Raw genomic sequence first — 14,826 nt, 5'->3', positions numbered from 1 at the left:
ATGTTATAATATGAAAGACAAAAATAAAATATGTGATATATGTGAGGTCTTTAATCCTAACAAACGGGTTGTTGGATTAATGGAGGATAATAAACTCAAGGAAGATGTAGTCTATGACTTAGCCGAAATATTTAAGACTATTGGTGATCCTACCAGAATTAAAATACTTTATGCCTTAAAAGAGCGGGAATTATGTGTTTGCGATCTATCTGAACTGCTGGAGATGAGTTCATCTGCAATATCTCATCAATTAAGGGTTTTAAGAAATAACAAGCTGGTTAAATTCCGTAAAGAGGGTCGTTCTGTTTATTATTCCCTTGATGATGACCATGTTTTAACTCTATTTTGTCAGGGGTTAGAACATGTTCTAGAAGATAAATAAACCTTAAATCATATTCAAAAAGAAGAACAACAAAAAAAATCTCTTTATCTGTCTGTGAATATTTAGCAGGTGGGTAGGGGATTTTTTTTTGCCAAAATATAAATAAATAAAATTATTTATAGTGAACCACCCTACTTAGTAGAAATAAGCAGATGTTTTTAAAAAGTATGATTAATAGTTAAAAATATAGTAAAGAAGGTGAATTAAATTAAAACAAAAAAAACAGATAGTATAAAAAACCTACAGGAAAAAATTGATAGGGATAGGAATATAGGTTCTTATGGAATAAAGGTTGAAGAGGCAGCTGGAGATATTATAGTAACTGGTATAGTAGATACTTTGGATGAGCTAAAATATACAGAAAATTTATTAAATGCTCTGACTGCTAATAAAAAGATTGAAATGGCAGTTAGTGTAAGTACTGATGGTGCAGTAACTGATGATGATAGTTTGCTGGAAGTTGCTGAAGAAATAGCAGATAATCCCGAATTGAAGGATAAAATTAACATTAGAGTAAATAAGGGTAAAGTTCACCTTTCGGGGCAGGTTGATCAGCGCGAATTAAAAGAAGAAGCTGAAAATACAGCGGCTAAGGCCCGGGGTGTAATAGCTGTAGAGAATCAAATTAAGGTAGGTACTAATGCTAGAAATGAGGGTGTAGACGATATTTTTCATAGCCAGGTGAGGAATGATGAAGAAGAATAAGCATTTATAAAATTTATTTAATGTATATAAAAAGAAATAAAAGATAAAATATGTATGAGGTGATTAATGTGAATCTTAGCCAAAAAGAAAAAATGCTTTTACAGGATCAGAAAACCCATGAAGAAATATGTATTGAAAAGTATACAAATTATGCAGGTCAGGCTCAGGATCCTCAGTTAAAAGATATGTTTAACACTTATGCTGGTCAAGAAAAACAGCATTTAAACACAATTAATCAAATTTTGAGTGGTTCTGTTCCCCAGATGGGTGGGGGAGTTCAGAACCAGCAGGCTAAACAACAAAGTAATCAACAAGCTGTGCAAAATAAAGGTAATCAGACTGGAATGTCAAATCAAAACGATGCTAAGCTATGTAATGATTTGTTAATGACAGAAAAATATGTTTCAGGGACCTATGATACTGCTATCTTTGAGTTTGCTGACTCCGATATTCGTAATGTTTTAAATCATATTCAAAAAGAAGAACAACAACATGGAGAAGGTATCCTAAATTATATGCAGAATAGTGGGATATCTAGTATCCAACAATAGGTTTTTTAAATTTATAGCACAGTATATTTATTACCTTTTTTTCAAATAATATCTATAATACTAAAAAAAAAGGAGGATTAATATGACCGTTGGTTTGCAGACCCATATGGATAGATATCAGAAGTGTATTGAGATTTGTAATAAGTGTATGGTTGAATGTGAGTTTTGCCTGGATGCCTGTTTACATGAACCAGATGTTGCTAACAGAATTGAGTGTATGGAAATGTTGAAGGACTGTATTGAGATATGTTCTGTTTCTGCAAAATACATGGCTGGTAATAGTCAATTTGCTAGTCAAATATGTCAATTATGTGCTGATATCTGTGATGCCTGTGCTGCTGAGTGTAATGAATTTAAAGATAATCACTGTCAAACCTGTGCCCAGGTCTGCCGTGATTGTGCTACAGAATGTCGTAATATGGTACAGTCTTAAGAATAAGATAACCCTGTCTGGGGATGTCCAGACAGGGTTATCTTTATTTTATGATTAAATTCTATTTTTATTTTGACTTTCAGATATTAGCCTTTTTCTCAGGGATTATCTCCAGTATCTCATTAAAATCAGTAATCTCCAGGGCCTGCATTATTTCTTCTAAAGTATTAAATTGGATGCCTTCAGTATTACCTTTGACAATTTTATAAATTGCAGGAGAGGTAAGAGAAGTCTTTTTAGTCAGCCAGTAAGTAGATTTATTTTTTTTACTTAATAGATCTTTGATTTTAAGTCTTATCATTATAGTATCACGTCCTTATTATTATTATAATAAATACTTAACTACAAAACAATAAACTAAAATAAACTAACTTGACTTATAATAATTATAATTATATAATATTGATAAAGATAATTTTATAATATAAAGTCTAAATAATAATTATAAATGATAAATAGGCATATTGGTGCCCTATATAACTGAGATATGTTTTAATTAATGTTAGAAAATGATTTTAAAGGCGTTGTCCTATAAAACTGGTTTTAGAGATGGTCTGCAATTTTTGTCAGAAATAATCACTAGTAGGGATAGATAGAGATATTTACTTGCAAATTTTATGCTTATAATTTTGTATTTCTTGTGATAATATGTTATAAATTTAATAGTAAACATAATAATAAGCTTAAACAATAATTTAAAAAAGGGGTAATTTAATAGTGTTTAGAGTAAAGAAAAATATAGTAATACCAGTATTTATAATTCTACTTTTATCTCTATCAATTTTAATAAGCAATGCGGCTGCTGACAGCTTAATCATACACTTTATAGATGTGGGACAGGCTGATTCGATTTTTATCCAGCTCCCCAATAGTCAGACTATGTTGATAGATGGTGGAAATAATGGGGATGGTTCTTTAATAATAAACTATATTAAAGGACTTAAAAAATCGAACAATAAGATTGATTATTTGATCGGGACCCATCCCCATGAGGATCATATTGGTGGACTTGATGATATAATTAATGAATTTGATATAGGCAGGGTATTTATGCCCAAGGTTAGCCATAGCAGTAAAACTTTTGAAGATTTAATGTTGGCTATCAGGGATAATGGTTTAAAAATATCTGCCGCTCAGGTTGGACAAACAATATTTAATGATGATAATATAGATTTAAAGGCTGTTATACTTTCACCAGGCCGGGATTCCTATGATGAATTAAATAATTATTCAGTAGTAATAAGACTGGTTTATGGTGATACTACTTACTTGTTTACCGGGGATGCAGAAGGGCTGGTTGAAAATGAACTACTCAGGCAGCAGCTGGATTTAAAGGCAAATGTTTTAAAGGTGGCTCACCATGGCAGCAGTTCTTCTACAGGCGAAAGATTTCTGAAGGCTGTAGCACCACAGTATGCTGTTATTTCTGTCGGCAAGGATAATAGCTACGGTCATCCCTCCCAGCTTATTATAGACAGATTGCAGAGAGATAACATTAAGATCTATAGAACAGACAGGCAGGGGACTATTATTGCCAGTAGTGATGGTAATAAAATCAAATTTAATAAAGAAGAATTAGTAATGGATAGTAATGTGCTAAGGGATACTGGAGTTTATCTTTCCATGGTAACTTTAACAGGCTCTGTGGAGAGTGTTGTAATCTCAAATAACACTGCTGATACTGTTAATCTATCAAACTGGAAATTAGTCAGTGAGGTAGGTGGCCAGGAATATATCTTTCCTAAAGGGACAGAGATACCAGCTCAGGGTCAGTTGAAAGTTGTAAGTGGAAGAGGGGCTAAAGCAGAGCAGCCGGGTGTTATATTGTGGAATAATTCTTATATCTGGAATAATGATGGAGACCCGGCTGTTTTATATGCTCCATCAGGTCAATTAGTATCAAGGTTTCCCAGAGAGGAGTGATGACCAGGTGTTAATTATTGACCGTTTTGAGGCTGATAAAGCAGTTATTGAATTTAGTAAAGGGGATGATATAGTAATCTTTGATATTCCCAGACTGGCCCTTCCGGTTGATGTTGGAGAAGGGGATATACTTAGCATAGAAATTAATAAAGATGCCAGTCAAAATAGGAAAAAAGAAATGCAAAAATTTAGTGATGGTCTTTTTGAATGAATGAAGGAGATGAAGAGAAAGATGGGAATAATTATTAAAGAAGTAAGTAGTAAAACTGACCTGGAGGATGTACTGGCTTTGAGAGAAGAGGTCTTTATTGAAGAACAGGGGATAGACCCTGCTCTGGAAAGAGATAGTTATGATCAGGCTGCTGTGCATGTCCTGGCCCAGGAGGGCTCTAAGGTGATTGCCTGTGGTAGGGTTATATTTAATGATTCTTATGGTAAGATTGGACGTGTTGCAGTTGCAAAATCTTGGCGCAAACAGGGAATAGGCAGGAAGATATGTCAGAAAATAATAGCTATAGCTGATGAAAGAAACTGTTCTAGATTGGTTTTGGAGGCCCAGGTGGATGCGGTAGATTTCTATAGGAAACTTGGTTTTGAAACAAATGGGGATATTTTTCAAGAGGCCGGGATTGAGCATATAAAAATGACAGCAACTCTTTAAAAATAAATCTTGTATAATTTCAATATATTGTATTTTGTATAATTCTAATTATAGATTTTTCTTGATTTTTAAGGTTATTTTTGATATATTATAATAAAATCATTTGAAACGTTTCAAATTTAATTCAGAAAGGATTAACTATGGGAGTTACTTTAAAAGATGTTGCAAAAAAGGCAGGAGTATCTATTGGTACAGCTTCAATGGCACTAAATAATAGTGAAAAAGTAAATATTGATACCTACAAAAAGGTACGTAAAGTTGCCCGGGATTTAAAATATATTCCTAATGCCAGGGCCAGGGCTCTTGTAAAGCAGTCCACAAAGATCATTGGTCTGGTAGTTCCTCATATTATTAACCCCTTTTTTGCTGAGCTGGCTCAGGCGGTAAAGGATACTGTAAAAAAAGAGGGATATAATGTAATCTTATGTAGTACTGATGGTAAGGCAGAAGAAGAGGCCCATTATATAGACCTTTTTAAAAGTGGGATGGTAGATGGTGCTATTTTTACTTCCCAGGAAAACCTATCCAGGGACAATTACCAATTGTTAGAGGAACTGGCAGTGGATTATATTCCGGTGGTTAATATTAATAGTCAGGATTTTGGGAGTAATTTGATTCCGGTAATAAAGACAGACCTGAAAAAAGCGGGTTATCTGGCAACCAAATATATGATTGAGCTGGGCCATCAAAAAATTGGCTTTGGCAGTCACAGCCCTCGAAGGTTTGAAGGATATAAAGAGGCAATGAAGGAACATGGGCTTTACAACCCCAAATACGTTTATTATCCAATGAGCTCTGTTGATGAAGTAGTTGATAATATACTACAGTCTAGGAGCAAACCAACTGCTTTTGTCTGTTATAATGATAAAAGTGCTATAAAAATGATTCAGTTACTGGTAGGGCAAGGGCTCAGGGTGCCTGAGGATATTTCTGTCTGTGGAACTGATAATATCCGTATGTCCAAACATTATAATCCACCACTGACCACCATTAATATTCCCAAAACAGAAATAGGGGATAAGGCTGCTAGACTGCTATTAAAGCTTATTGTAGGAGAGAGGCCTGCAGAAAGTGATATGGAAATTAACTTTCCGACAGAATTGGTAATTCGAAAATCTACTGCCAGCATAAAATAGCTTTTATATAAATATATTATTTTAGACTAAATTTGAAACGTTTCAAAAATGAAGGATTTTTGTCGGATTTCTTTTGGGGGTGGTTAATTATTGATAATGTCTAAAGGGTGTCAATAGGTGAGACAAAAATTAACAGAATATTTTTAAAGGAGGAAAAAGTATGAAAAAATCTATAACTTTATTGTTGGTGTTATTTATGGTGCTGATAGGTGCTGTGAGCACTTGTGCAGTTAGGGCAGGTGCCGATGTAACAATTACAGTCTGGTGCTGGGACCCATCATTTAATATCTATGCTATGGAAGAGGCAGCAGAAATTTATGCGGGAATAAATCCTAATGTAAAAATTGATGTTGTCGAAACAGCCTGGGAAGATATACAAACAAAACTGACAACAGCAGTAAGTGGGGGGCAGACCGATACACTCCCTGATATCTTACTTATGCAGGATAATGCACTGATGAAAAATGTTATCAATTTCCCTGATACATTTGTAGATATAACAAATTCAGGAATTGATTTTTCCAGTTTTGCTGATTTCAAGGTAGCTCTTACTATGGTTGATGGCAAAAATTATGCTGTGCCATTTGATAATGGGGCTGCCATTATTATGCAGTAAGAGAGATATTCTGAAGGAAGCGGGTTATACCCTGGATGACCTAACAGATATTACTTGGTCTGAGTATATAGCAATAGGTAAAGATGTCCTGGCCAAGACCGATAAACCCCTGGCCTCTGCTGTAGCTGGCGAGCCAGATTTTCTAATGTTGATGCTGCAGAGTGCCGGCAGTTGGATGTTTGATGATCATGGTGAGGTATATATCACTGAAAATGATGTTTTAAAAGAGGTAATTGAAGTTTACGTAGAACTGGTTAAGAGTGGTGTGGTAGTTGAAGTAAATGACTGGGATCAGTATATTATGTTCATTTAACCGTGGTACTGTTGCTGGAACAATTAATGGCTGCTGGATTATTGGTTCAATTACACCTCAGACAGAACAGAAAGGTGTGTGGAGGATTACTAATGTACCAAGACTTGATAAGGCAGCAGGGGCTGTTAACTATAGTAATCAGGGTGGTTCAAGTTGGATGGTTCTGGCCAATTCTGAGAACCAGGAGATTGCTGTGGATTTCTTGAAGCACACCTTGCTGGGAGTGTAGAATTGTATGAGACTATTCTACCTTCCTCAGGTGCTCTGGCTACCTATTTGCCAGCTGGTGATAGTGATGTCTATAATGAACCACATGAGTTTTTTTGGGGGTCAGGCAATTTATGCTGATATCACTGATTTTGCCGCCAAGGTACCACAGGTAAATTATGGTGTTTATAAATTATGAAGCAAGGGATGCTATTGGTACTGCTATTACCCAGATTATTTCTGGAACTGATATAGATACTGCCCTGAGAGAGGCAGAAGAAGACAGTCCAAGTTTTTAATGTGGTAATTATATAGGGTTACTGGTGCTGTAAAACAAAAATTTTGTTTTACAGCACCATCATAAAATATCAGTTAATTGAATAAAGGGAGGGAAGAACTTAATGAATACCCCGGTTTTAATGCAAAAAAGAAAAAGGAATCAAGAGTATGAATCTTACAAGGAGACGGAAAATAATTGGTTGGGGATTTGTGATAACCAGCTACAATTTTAATCTTTATCTTTTATTTTTACCCGATAATCCGGGCCTTTATATTGTCTTTCCAGACAGGGATGGGTGCCAATATGAAGTTACTGGATTATTTAATTATAAGAGGTTATTTGTTGATAGTTTATTTAAGAGATCATTGAGTAATGTGTTTATTTATTTAATTTTACAAGTTCCTCTAATGATTATACTGGCTTTGATACGGCTAACATATTAAATGATAAAGTCTAAAATTCAGGGGATTTTTCCGAACAGCAATCTTTTTACCCTGTGCAACTTCATTGGTGTCATATGCCATTATTTTTCGTTCGATGTTTGCCCTTGATGGATTTGTAAATACAATTTTAATGAATTTATCGCTAATTAGCAGACCGATTAACTGGATAGGTCAGCCGTGGACAGCAAGGATTCTAATTGTTATTGCCCTTACCTGGAGGTGGACGGGATACAATATGATCTTTTATCTGGCAGGTTTACAAAATATAGACCCCTCTGTCTATGAAGCAGCTAAAATAGATGGGGCCAGTGCCTTTACCAGGTTTCGTAAAATTACTATTCCATTATTAAAGCCGATTATACTATTGACTACTATTATGTCTACTAATGGTACTTTACAGCTCTTTGATGAGACCAAAAACCTGACAGATGGTGGTCCAGCAAATGCCACCCTTTCTGTCTCCCATTATATATATAAATTGTCATTTGAATATGTACCAAGATTTGGCTATGCAGCGGCTATTGCCTTTGTTATCTTTATTTTAGTTGCTATTCTGGCCTTTATGCAGATGAAGGTAGGTGATCAGAGATGACGAAAAAGGATTTAATGCTGCAGTAAAATATATTTTTTGGGTATTGCATCATTTGTATCTTTATTTCCCCTTTTGTGGATGCTGGCTTCAGCTACTAATAGTAGTGTAGATATACTTGGTGGGCGAATAATACCTGGCAGTTATTTGTTGGAGAATTTAAAGATACTATCAGCAAATACCAATGTTATGAGGGCTCTCTGGAATTCATTCAGAAATGCAGCAGTCGCTACAATAGCCAGTCTAGTGGTATGTTCGATTGCAGGTTATGGTTTTGAGATATATCATGACCGGGGAAAAGACCTGTTGATGAATATTCTGCTGCTTTCCATGATGGTTCCCTTTGCAGTGATTATGATTCCACTTTTTATGATGTTTGGCAATGCCAATCTATTAAATACAACAATTGCCTTTGTTTTACCAACTGTAGCAACAGCCTTTTTAATTTTTTTATTCAGGCAGAGTACCAGGTCTTTCCCCCGTGAAATTATTGAGGCAGCAAGAATAGAAGGTATGGGAGAACTGGGGATATTTTTCAGGCTTTATGTACCTATCATGAAGTCTACTTATGCTGCTGCAGCTGTCATTACCTTTATGACTGCCTGGAATAATTATTTATGGCCCTTGATTATTATGCAGAAAAATGAAAGTAAAACTATGCCCCTATTGATTGCAGACCTAATATCAGGTTATGTGATTGATTATGGTGTTTTAATGCTGGCTGTTAGTATAAGTATCCTACCGACAGTGATCATCTTTTTAGTATTACAGAAAAACTTTGCTGAGGGAATTATAAGTTCTATCAAATAGGAATATGGACAAAGAGGAGGTAATTAATAGATGTCTAGAGAGGTTTTAAATCTAAATACAGATTGGTTTTTTATGGCAGAGGATATAAAGGATGCCAAAGAATTGAGGTTCAATAACGAGAAAATGGAGGCAATTAGCCTGCCTCACAGCAATAAACTTTTACCTCATCATTATTTTTTGGAAAAGGAATATCAATTTATTTCCTGGTACCGCCGTCCTTTTTATCCAGGCAAAGAATATGAAAACAAACGCCTGTTAGTGGAATTTGATGGTGTAATGAGTGCCGGAGAGGTTTTTCTTAATGGTCACAAAATTGGAGAACATAAAGGTGGGTATACCCCTTTTTCCTTTGATATTACTGATTATGTCGAACTAGCTAAAGAGAATTTACTGGCTGTCAGGGTTGATTCTACCCAGCGAAAGGATATACCACCAGAAGGAAATGTAGTAGATTATCTTCTTTTTGGAGGGATTTATCGTGATGTACGTGTTAAGGTTGTTAATCCTATCTACCTTAACTGGGCTTTCTGGGAGCTAAAAGAGGTAGAGCAGACCAGGGGGATTATAAGACCTTCCTTTGAGATTATTAATAGCTTAGATAAGGTTGAAAAGGTAAAAATCTGTACCAGGATATTGGATGATAGGGGGGATGAACTTGTCTACCACGAGGAAGAAAAGACCATAAAAGCAGGTGCACAGGAGATTAAAATAGGGGAACTGGAATTAAAAAACCCCCGACTTTGGGAGATAAATAATCCTTATCTATATCAGGCTGTATGTGAAATTTATATTGATAATTGTTTAATTGATAAAATAGAGAGTCGAATAGGTGTCAGAAAATTAGAGTTCAGAGAAGATGGGGTTTGCTATCTTAATAATCAAGCCCTGAAACTCAGGGGTTTAAACCGGCACCAGATGTTTCCCTATCTTGGTAATGCTATGCCAGTCAGGGGACAGAGAAAAGATGTTGACATTTTAAAAAATGAACTGGGTCTAAACTTTGTTCGTTCCTCACACTACCCACCTTCCCCTGCTTTCCTTGAAAGATGTGACGAGATTGGTTTATTGGTCTTTGAGGAGATACCCGGCTGGCAGCATATTGGTGACCAGGAGTGGAAAGGACTTTCTTTACAGAATCTGGAGGAAATGATTATCAGGGACCGTAACCACCCCTCTGTCTTTCTCTGGGGTGTTAGAATAAATGAATCCCCTGATGATAATGATTTTTATCTAGCTACAAATAAATTAGCCCATCAGCTTGATCCCAGCCGGCCGACAGCCGGGGTGCGTAATTTTAGGGATAGTGAGTTTCTGGAGGATGTCTTTACCTATAATGATTTTGAGTTAAACCGAGAGGGAAAAATAAAATTTCCACATAAAAAACCATATATGATTACAGAATTCATGGGGCATATGTACCCGACAAAGGCCTATGATAGTGTAGAAAGACTAATTAAACATGCTGTCAAACATGCCCAAATTCAGGATAAACAATACCGTGTTCCTCATATTGCTGGTGCCTGTGGCTGGTGTGCCTTTGATTATAATACACATCAGGATTTTGGTTCCGGAGATAGGATTTGTTACCACGGTGTCTGTGATGTATTTCGGCTTCCCAAATTTGCAGCTTTCTTTTACCGCAGTCAGCAGGAAGCAGCTGTAAATCCAGTTGTATTTATTGCCCGTCATTTAATTCCTTCATTTAATGAGGACTATGGGGATGAGCTAATAGTCTTTGGCAATTGTGAAGAGGTTGAACTCTTTATCGGTAAAGAGCTTTTTGCAGTTAACAAACCTGATTATCTTACTTATCCGGCCCTGCCGCACCCACCCTTTGTTTTTAAAGGTTGTAAATGGTGGGAATGGGGTGCCAGTACTGTGGGTAGCATAACGGCTGTTGGTAAAATAGCTGGCAAAGAAATAGCCAGACATAGTATCTATCCCTTTGGTCAGCCGGAAAAACTTCTACTAAAACCTGATTTTAAAGAAATAAAGGCTGATGGAGCTGACCTCAGCAGAGTAGTAATCGAGTTGAAGGATGATCAAGACCAGACATTACACCTGGCCCACTACCCGGTCTTCTTTGAAGTAGAAGGTCCTGGCAGATTGATTGGTGAAAATCCCTTTACTCTTGAAGCAGGGCGTGGTGCAGTTTATCTCCAGAGTAAACGGGAGCCGGGAAAGATTAACTTAAAGGGATATATCAAAGGCCAGTTTAGTGCTGAAATAAGCATTATGAGTAGAAAATTAGAGGAGAAAATAGTACCTGTTAGCATGTAATCAACAGAACAGGTTAACTGGTCAAGGTAAAATGAAATGGCTCTCTGTAATTTTTACAGGGAGCCATTACTCTTTTAGGAGCTTAATTTAGTATTTAGTGATTCGATTTGTTCTCGATCACCCTGATAGATATGTTCCAGGGATTCTATAATAAAGGCAATATCCTGTTTTTTGATCATATCAGTTATTTCTTTAGGGGCTTCAGGTTTTTTAGCCAGTTCAAAGATATATTTGATACCTTCATAGCCCAGGTTGAATAGGGCTTCAGTTGCTGAAGCACGGACTACCCCACTTTTATCAGTCATTTTTCTGGCCAGTGCGGGAGCTGCTTTAGTTATTTCTAGTTCTCCCAGAATTTTAACAGCCTTGCTTCTAACCCCCCAGTTTTCATCTTCAAGTAAGGTTATAATCTTATCTATTATCTTGTCTGACAGCTCATAATCACTTAATTTTTCCAGGACATGTATCTTTACTTCTGGATTATCACTAGCCAGTAAATTAAGAAGGACCTGATAAAATTCTTTATTCTGTTCTTCACCTAAAATATCAATATACCATATCTGAGTACTTGGGTCAGCCTCATAAATAAAGGGAATCAATTTATCTGTGGCTTTTTTACCCATTTTTTTAAGTGATTCTTTTAAATTATTCAGGACATTACTATCAGTACTATACTTTATGAACTCAATTAAGGAGTAAATTACTTTATTTGTCTTGAACTTAGCCAGTTTTTTGATCGCTGTATTAATAATAAGTGGGTTTTCTTCATAAAGGAAGGTTATAATATAGTCGGCTGCTTGAGACACAGATAGTTTTGATAGGATAGAGATCCCGGAGAGAATTTCTTTTTCCCGTGCTTTACTATCTGAGGATATGATTTTATAATAAATCTTCTTAAGCTGTTCTGGTTTTGAGAGGTATTTCTTTATTAATATGTATTCATCTGGAGATAGATTCTCCTCGTTTAAAAAATAGGCTGTAATGTCTAAATTATTATTGCTGATTTTATCTAAGGCTTGATCCGGGGTTTTAGATAGTAAAGTTTTTATTTTCTTAATCTTGTGTTTGCTACCATATTTATTCCTTATTAAAAAAATAATCATTACAATTAAGAATAGTCCTATAGCAGTAAAATAATATAAGGGGTATTTTTGAATGAAAAGAGAAAAATTAATTAATGACTTATGCAGGATTTCCACAATATTTCACCTTCTCCACTATAATAATAGTATTTTTTTTGTTTATTACTCTTATTATACAATAAATTACTTATATTTTAAATAAGCCCCAGGGTCTTTTTTAGTATAAACCAGGTTTTTTGGGGTATTTTGCAGAGAAATTATATTTTTTTAATTACAGATGATAATTATTTATCATCAAGTTTGTCTAGTATTTCTATTGGTATTATTTTTTTAATTCGTTTTAGGACACCCTGCCAATTTTTTTCATTAATAAATAAATAAGCTAAAAGAGCAGTAATAAGCGCTAAAATAATCCAGAATAGGTTGCGGAATATTCGTTTCCCACCACCTGCTGGAGTAGTTTCTCCATATAGTAGTTCTTTTAATGGTTCAGCCAGGAGCTGGGCACTTGCTGTTACTTCTCCTTTGTTATTTACATGGGTTCCAAATTCCAGTAAAAGGGAGCGTGGGGCTATACTTTGATTATAGTTTCCCCGCCCATAAAAGATATCTTTAATTAGGCCGGGATAGGTTCTGTCAGCTGTGGCCTTCAGCTGACGGGCTAATTGATCATTGGCACTACTATTGGGGTTCTGTCTGCCGATAACAATCCTAATCTGGCTAATTATCTTACCATCTACTTTTTTTAAGTATTCGTTTTTATCAGGGACCCCATCTCTGTGCAGGTCAAGAATAAGTCCCGGATTTTTTCTGGCTAAATCTACAGCAGTAGCCCTGGACCTTTCATAAGCAAAACCATCATGTGGTAGGTGGAGGTTTTCGCTATGAATTGTTTTAACACCTATTTTTTCCAGGGATTCCTTTAATGTTTGACCAATTTCGTGAATTTCACCTTTACCACTAATATTATGTTTACCTGGTTCATATGATTCGCCATTATGGGTATGGTAAATAGCTACGGTTTTGTTTTTAACACTTGCTAGTTCAAAAGGACCCTGGTTTTTAGCTTGGTTCCCTGCCAGGAGGTCTATTTTACCTATCTTTTCAGCTACTGCTTTATTGGCAGTAACCTCTTTAATAATATATTCAAAATTATCTTCACTAATATATCGATCACCTTTGACTACTTCCATGGTAGTGGAAAAGAGGTGTTTTCCATTTTCTTTATAGATATTAATTGCACTATCTTCAATATGCTCAATAAATGTACTAGCAGTATTTAATGTATGACCTGGCAGTAAAGTAAAAAGCAATATTATTGTAAAAAGGAATATTTTTCTGGACAAAATATTCACTACCTTTCCTCATACTTATTCTAGAAGGTATTTTATCCAGATTTAAGTGTATTTATAAATATCACCTGTAGAAAATACTACAGGTGATATAAAGGTAGTGCTGATTAGTTATTATTTATTTATATTTTTTCTTAAAACATCAATGGCTTTTTTGCCATCGGCAGATTTTACACCAGCAAGCCATTCTGCAACAATATCCATGTTTTCAGCAACCCATTTCCGGGCGACATCATCAGGGTCTTTCTCCTGGTAGCCAATTTCATAGATCCATTCATTGGATAGTTCGGCATCTGGTATAAACTGCTCCAGGAATTTATAGACCTGGGGATAGTCTTCTTTAAGACCTTTTCTGGCAAGTGTGTCTACCCATGATTCAGCACTTTCCCAGAGTTGTTCCGGGTCTTCCAGGTATTTTATATCAAAAACATAGTTCATCCAGTGGGGTTTCCAGGCAATAAAGACCATCCATTCTTCATTATTAATGGCCTTTTTCATCTGGGCCATCAGGGCAGACTGGGTAGAAGTAATTGCCTTCCATTTCCCAAGATTATAGATGTTTTCATCGATGGCATGATTCATTATTTCAGATGCTTCCCAGCCGGCTTCACCAACATACATTTTATAATCAAATTTATCAGCATATTTATTCAGGTCACTATAAGTTCTCACACCTTGTTCCCAGAGGTATTCAGGAACAGCCATTGTATAGAGACCATCATTCATATTGGTGGTTACCAGGTCAATATTATTTTCTCCCAATTCCTGACGTAATTCTTTGATAGAAGGCATCCATGACCCTAGATAGATATCAACTTCAGCATCTGCCAGCCCCTGATGGATGACCGGGTCTGTCAGCTGTTTTCTGTCAACCTCATAACCGATATTACTTAAGATATGTGTAGCAACAGCGTTTTTAGCTAAAATTCCTGGCCAGTTTGGTTCGCCCATGACAAGCGGTTCTTTTTTTGTGTTATTTGTACAGCCGACAAAGAGAGTAAGTGAAATTAGTAGAACAAGTATGCCTAATAATAATTTAGTTTTCTTCATTAGAATACCTCCA

Annotated in this window: 17 protein-coding genes and 1 pseudogene; 14 read left to right on the top strand and 4 right to left on the bottom strand. The window is 35.8% G+C overall.

The genetic code is table 11. From position 1 onward, the window contains the following. Nucleotides 1–10 precede the first annotated feature (10 nt). From GM661_RS13655 to GM661_RS13640, 4 genes are all read left to right on the top strand, one after another. Complete coding sequence (locus tag GM661_RS13655; protein ID WP_407929596.1) at nucleotides 11–382, top strand: ArsR/SmtB family transcription factor; 372 nt, start codon at nucleotides 11–13, stop codon at nucleotides 380–382. Nucleotides 383–589: 207 nt separating this feature from the next. Continuing rightward, the gene (locus GM661_RS13650) at nucleotides 590–1,087 is read left to right on the top strand and encodes a BON domain-containing protein (protein WP_330165259.1); all 498 of its coding nucleotides are present in this window, start codon (nucleotides 590–592) and stop codon (nucleotides 1,085–1,087) included. Nucleotides 1,088–1,137: 50 nt separating this feature from the next. After that, the gene (locus GM661_RS13645) at nucleotides 1,138–1,638 is read left to right on the top strand and encodes a spore coat protein (RefSeq protein ID WP_407929595.1); all 501 of its coding nucleotides are present in this window, start codon (nucleotides 1,138–1,140) and stop codon (nucleotides 1,636–1,638) included. A gap of 82 nt (nucleotides 1,639–1,720) precedes the next feature. Continuing rightward, on the top strand, nucleotides 1,721–2,071 hold the full coding sequence (locus tag GM661_RS13640) for a four-helix bundle copper-binding protein (RefSeq protein ID WP_230867334.1): 351 nt from the start codon (nucleotides 1,721–1,723) through the stop codon (nucleotides 2,069–2,071). Nucleotides 2,072–2,150: 79 nt separating this feature from the next. On the opposite strand, the gene GM661_RS13635 is transcribed toward GM661_RS13640, so the two are convergent. Continuing rightward, entirely contained in the window at nucleotides 2,151–2,372 is a 222-nt protein-coding gene (locus tag GM661_RS13635) for a helix-turn-helix domain-containing protein (protein ID WP_230867333.1), read from the bottom strand. 416 nt (nucleotides 2,373–2,788) lie between these two features. Here GM661_RS13635 and GM661_RS13630 point away from each other — a divergent pair, with 416 nt between their 5' ends. From GM661_RS13630 to GM661_RS13585, 10 genes and pseudogenes are all read left to right on the top strand, one after another. Continuing rightward, nucleotides 2,789–3,994 (top strand): MBL fold metallo-hydrolase, encoded by a 1,206-nt coding sequence (locus GM661_RS13630; protein WP_230867332.1) that lies wholly within the window; start codon nucleotides 2,789–2,791, stop codon nucleotides 3,992–3,994. 7 nt (nucleotides 3,995–4,001) lie between these two features. Then, a complete protein-coding gene (locus tag GM661_RS13625) occupies nucleotides 4,002–4,205 on the top strand; it encodes a DUF3006 domain-containing protein (RefSeq protein ID WP_230867331.1) in 204 nt (67 codons plus the stop codon). Between the two features lie 9 nt (nucleotides 4,206–4,214). Next, nucleotides 4,215–4,655 carry a GNAT family N-acetyltransferase gene (locus GM661_RS13620; RefSeq protein ID WP_230867330.1) on the top strand — a complete coding sequence of 147 codons (441 nt, stop codon included), beginning with the start codon at nucleotides 4,215–4,217 and terminating at the stop codon, nucleotides 4,653–4,655. 140 nt (nucleotides 4,656–4,795) lie between these two features. Continuing rightward, nucleotides 4,796–5,791 carry a LacI family DNA-binding transcriptional regulator gene (locus tag GM661_RS13615; protein ID WP_230867329.1) on the top strand — a complete coding sequence of 332 codons (996 nt, stop codon included), beginning with the start codon at nucleotides 4,796–4,798 and terminating at the stop codon, nucleotides 5,789–5,791. A gap of 160 nt (nucleotides 5,792–5,951) precedes the next feature. After that, nucleotides 5,952–6,407 carry an ABC transporter substrate-binding protein gene (locus GM661_RS13610; RefSeq protein ID WP_230867328.1) on the top strand — a complete coding sequence of 152 codons (456 nt, stop codon included), beginning with the start codon at nucleotides 5,952–5,954 and terminating at the stop codon, nucleotides 6,405–6,407. Further along, nucleotides 6,364–6,720: a hypothetical protein gene (locus GM661_RS13605; protein ID WP_230867327.1), complete on the top strand. Its 357-nt coding sequence runs from the start codon at nucleotides 6,364–6,366 to the stop codon at nucleotides 6,718–6,720. Before GM661_RS13610 ends, GM661_RS13605 begins: the two co-directional genes overlap by 44 nt. Then, nucleotides 6,689–6,949: an extracellular solute-binding protein gene (locus GM661_RS13600; RefSeq protein WP_230867326.1), complete on the top strand. Its 261-nt coding sequence runs from the start codon at nucleotides 6,689–6,691 to the stop codon at nucleotides 6,947–6,949. Before GM661_RS13605 ends, GM661_RS13600 begins: the two co-directional genes overlap by 32 nt. A gap of 425 nt (nucleotides 6,950–7,374) precedes the next feature. After that, nucleotides 7,375–8,242, top strand: a pseudogene (locus GM661_RS19235) (carbohydrate ABC transporter permease). 78 nt (nucleotides 8,243–8,320) lie between these two features. After that, nucleotides 8,321–9,049 carry a carbohydrate ABC transporter permease gene (locus tag GM661_RS13590; protein WP_407929673.1) on the top strand — a complete coding sequence of 243 codons (729 nt, stop codon included), beginning with the start codon at nucleotides 8,321–8,323 and terminating at the stop codon, nucleotides 9,047–9,049. A 30-nt stretch (nucleotides 9,050–9,079) separates the two neighbouring features. Then, nucleotides 9,080–11,329, top strand: a complete 2,250-nt coding sequence (locus GM661_RS13585; RefSeq protein WP_230867324.1) for a glycoside hydrolase family 2 protein — start codon at nucleotides 9,080–9,082, stop codon at nucleotides 11,327–11,329. 74 nt (nucleotides 11,330–11,403) lie between these two features. Here GM661_RS13585 and GM661_RS13580 read toward each other — a convergent pair whose 3' ends face one another. The 3 genes from GM661_RS13580 to GM661_RS13570 all read right to left on the bottom strand — a co-directional run bounded on the left by GM661_RS13580 (nucleotide 11,404) and on the right by GM661_RS13570 (nucleotide 14,813). After that, on the bottom strand, nucleotides 11,404–12,528 hold the full coding sequence (locus GM661_RS13580) for a HEAT repeat domain-containing protein (protein WP_230867323.1): 1,125 nt from the start codon (nucleotides 12,526–12,528) through the stop codon (nucleotides 11,404–11,406). 167 nt (nucleotides 12,529–12,695) lie between these two features. After that, nucleotides 12,696–13,766, bottom strand: a complete 1,071-nt coding sequence (spoIIP, locus tag GM661_RS13575) for a stage II sporulation protein P (RefSeq protein WP_230867322.1) — start codon at nucleotides 13,764–13,766, stop codon at nucleotides 12,696–12,698. A gap of 111 nt (nucleotides 13,767–13,877) precedes the next feature. Then, nucleotides 13,878–14,813: a glycine betaine ABC transporter substrate-binding protein gene (locus GM661_RS13570; protein ID WP_230867321.1), complete on the bottom strand. Its 936-nt coding sequence runs from the start codon at nucleotides 14,811–14,813 to the stop codon at nucleotides 13,878–13,880. Between the last annotated feature and the right edge of the window lie 13 nt (nucleotides 14,814–14,826).

This window comes from Iocasia fonsfrigidae, from assembly GCF_017751145.1.
GTDB lineage: Bacteria > Bacillota > Halanaerobiia > Halanaerobiales > DTU029 > Iocasia > Iocasia fonsfrigidae.
Note: the sequence above shows the minus strand (reverse complement) of the source record. Positions and strands in the feature narration are given on the sequence as shown.

Excerpts from the sequence above, each read along its gene's own strand:
- GM661_RS13655 (WP_407929596.1), top strand. The coding sequence starts at position 11 with ATGAAAGACAAAAATAAAATATGTGATATATGTGAGGTCTTTAATCCT.
- GM661_RS13645 (WP_407929595.1), top strand. The coding sequence starts at position 1,138 with ATGTATGAGGTGATTAATGTGAATCTTAGCCAAAAAGAAAAAATGCTT.
- GM661_RS13640 (WP_230867334.1), top strand. The coding sequence starts at position 1,721 with ATGACCGTTGGTTTGCAGACCCATATGGATAGATATCAGAAGTGTATT.
- GM661_RS13635 (WP_230867333.1), bottom strand. The coding sequence starts at position 2,372 with ATGATAAGACTTAAAATCAAAGATCTATTAAGTAAAAAAAATAAATCT.
- GM661_RS13620 (WP_230867330.1), top strand. The coding sequence starts at position 4,215 with ATGAAGAGAAAGATGGGAATAATTATTAAAGAAGTAAGTAGTAAAACT.
- GM661_RS13615 (WP_230867329.1), top strand. The coding sequence starts at position 4,796 with ATGGGAGTTACTTTAAAAGATGTTGCAAAAAAGGCAGGAGTATCTATT.
- GM661_RS13610 (WP_230867328.1), top strand. The coding sequence starts at position 5,952 with ATGAAAAAATCTATAACTTTATTGTTGGTGTTATTTATGGTGCTGATA.
- GM661_RS13605 (WP_230867327.1), top strand. The coding sequence starts at position 6,364 with ATGCTGTGCCATTTGATAATGGGGCTGCCATTATTATGCAGTAAGAGA.
- GM661_RS13600 (WP_230867326.1), top strand. The coding sequence starts at position 6,689 with ATGACTGGGATCAGTATATTATGTTCATTTAACCGTGGTACTGTTGCT.
- GM661_RS13590 (WP_407929673.1), top strand. The coding sequence starts at position 8,321 with ATGCTGGCTTCAGCTACTAATAGTAGTGTAGATATACTTGGTGGGCGA.
- GM661_RS13585 (WP_230867324.1), top strand. The coding sequence starts at position 9,080 with ATGTCTAGAGAGGTTTTAAATCTAAATACAGATTGGTTTTTTATGGCA.
- GM661_RS13570 (WP_230867321.1), bottom strand. The coding sequence starts at position 14,813 with ATGAAGAAAACTAAATTATTATTAGGCATACTTGTTCTACTAATTTCA.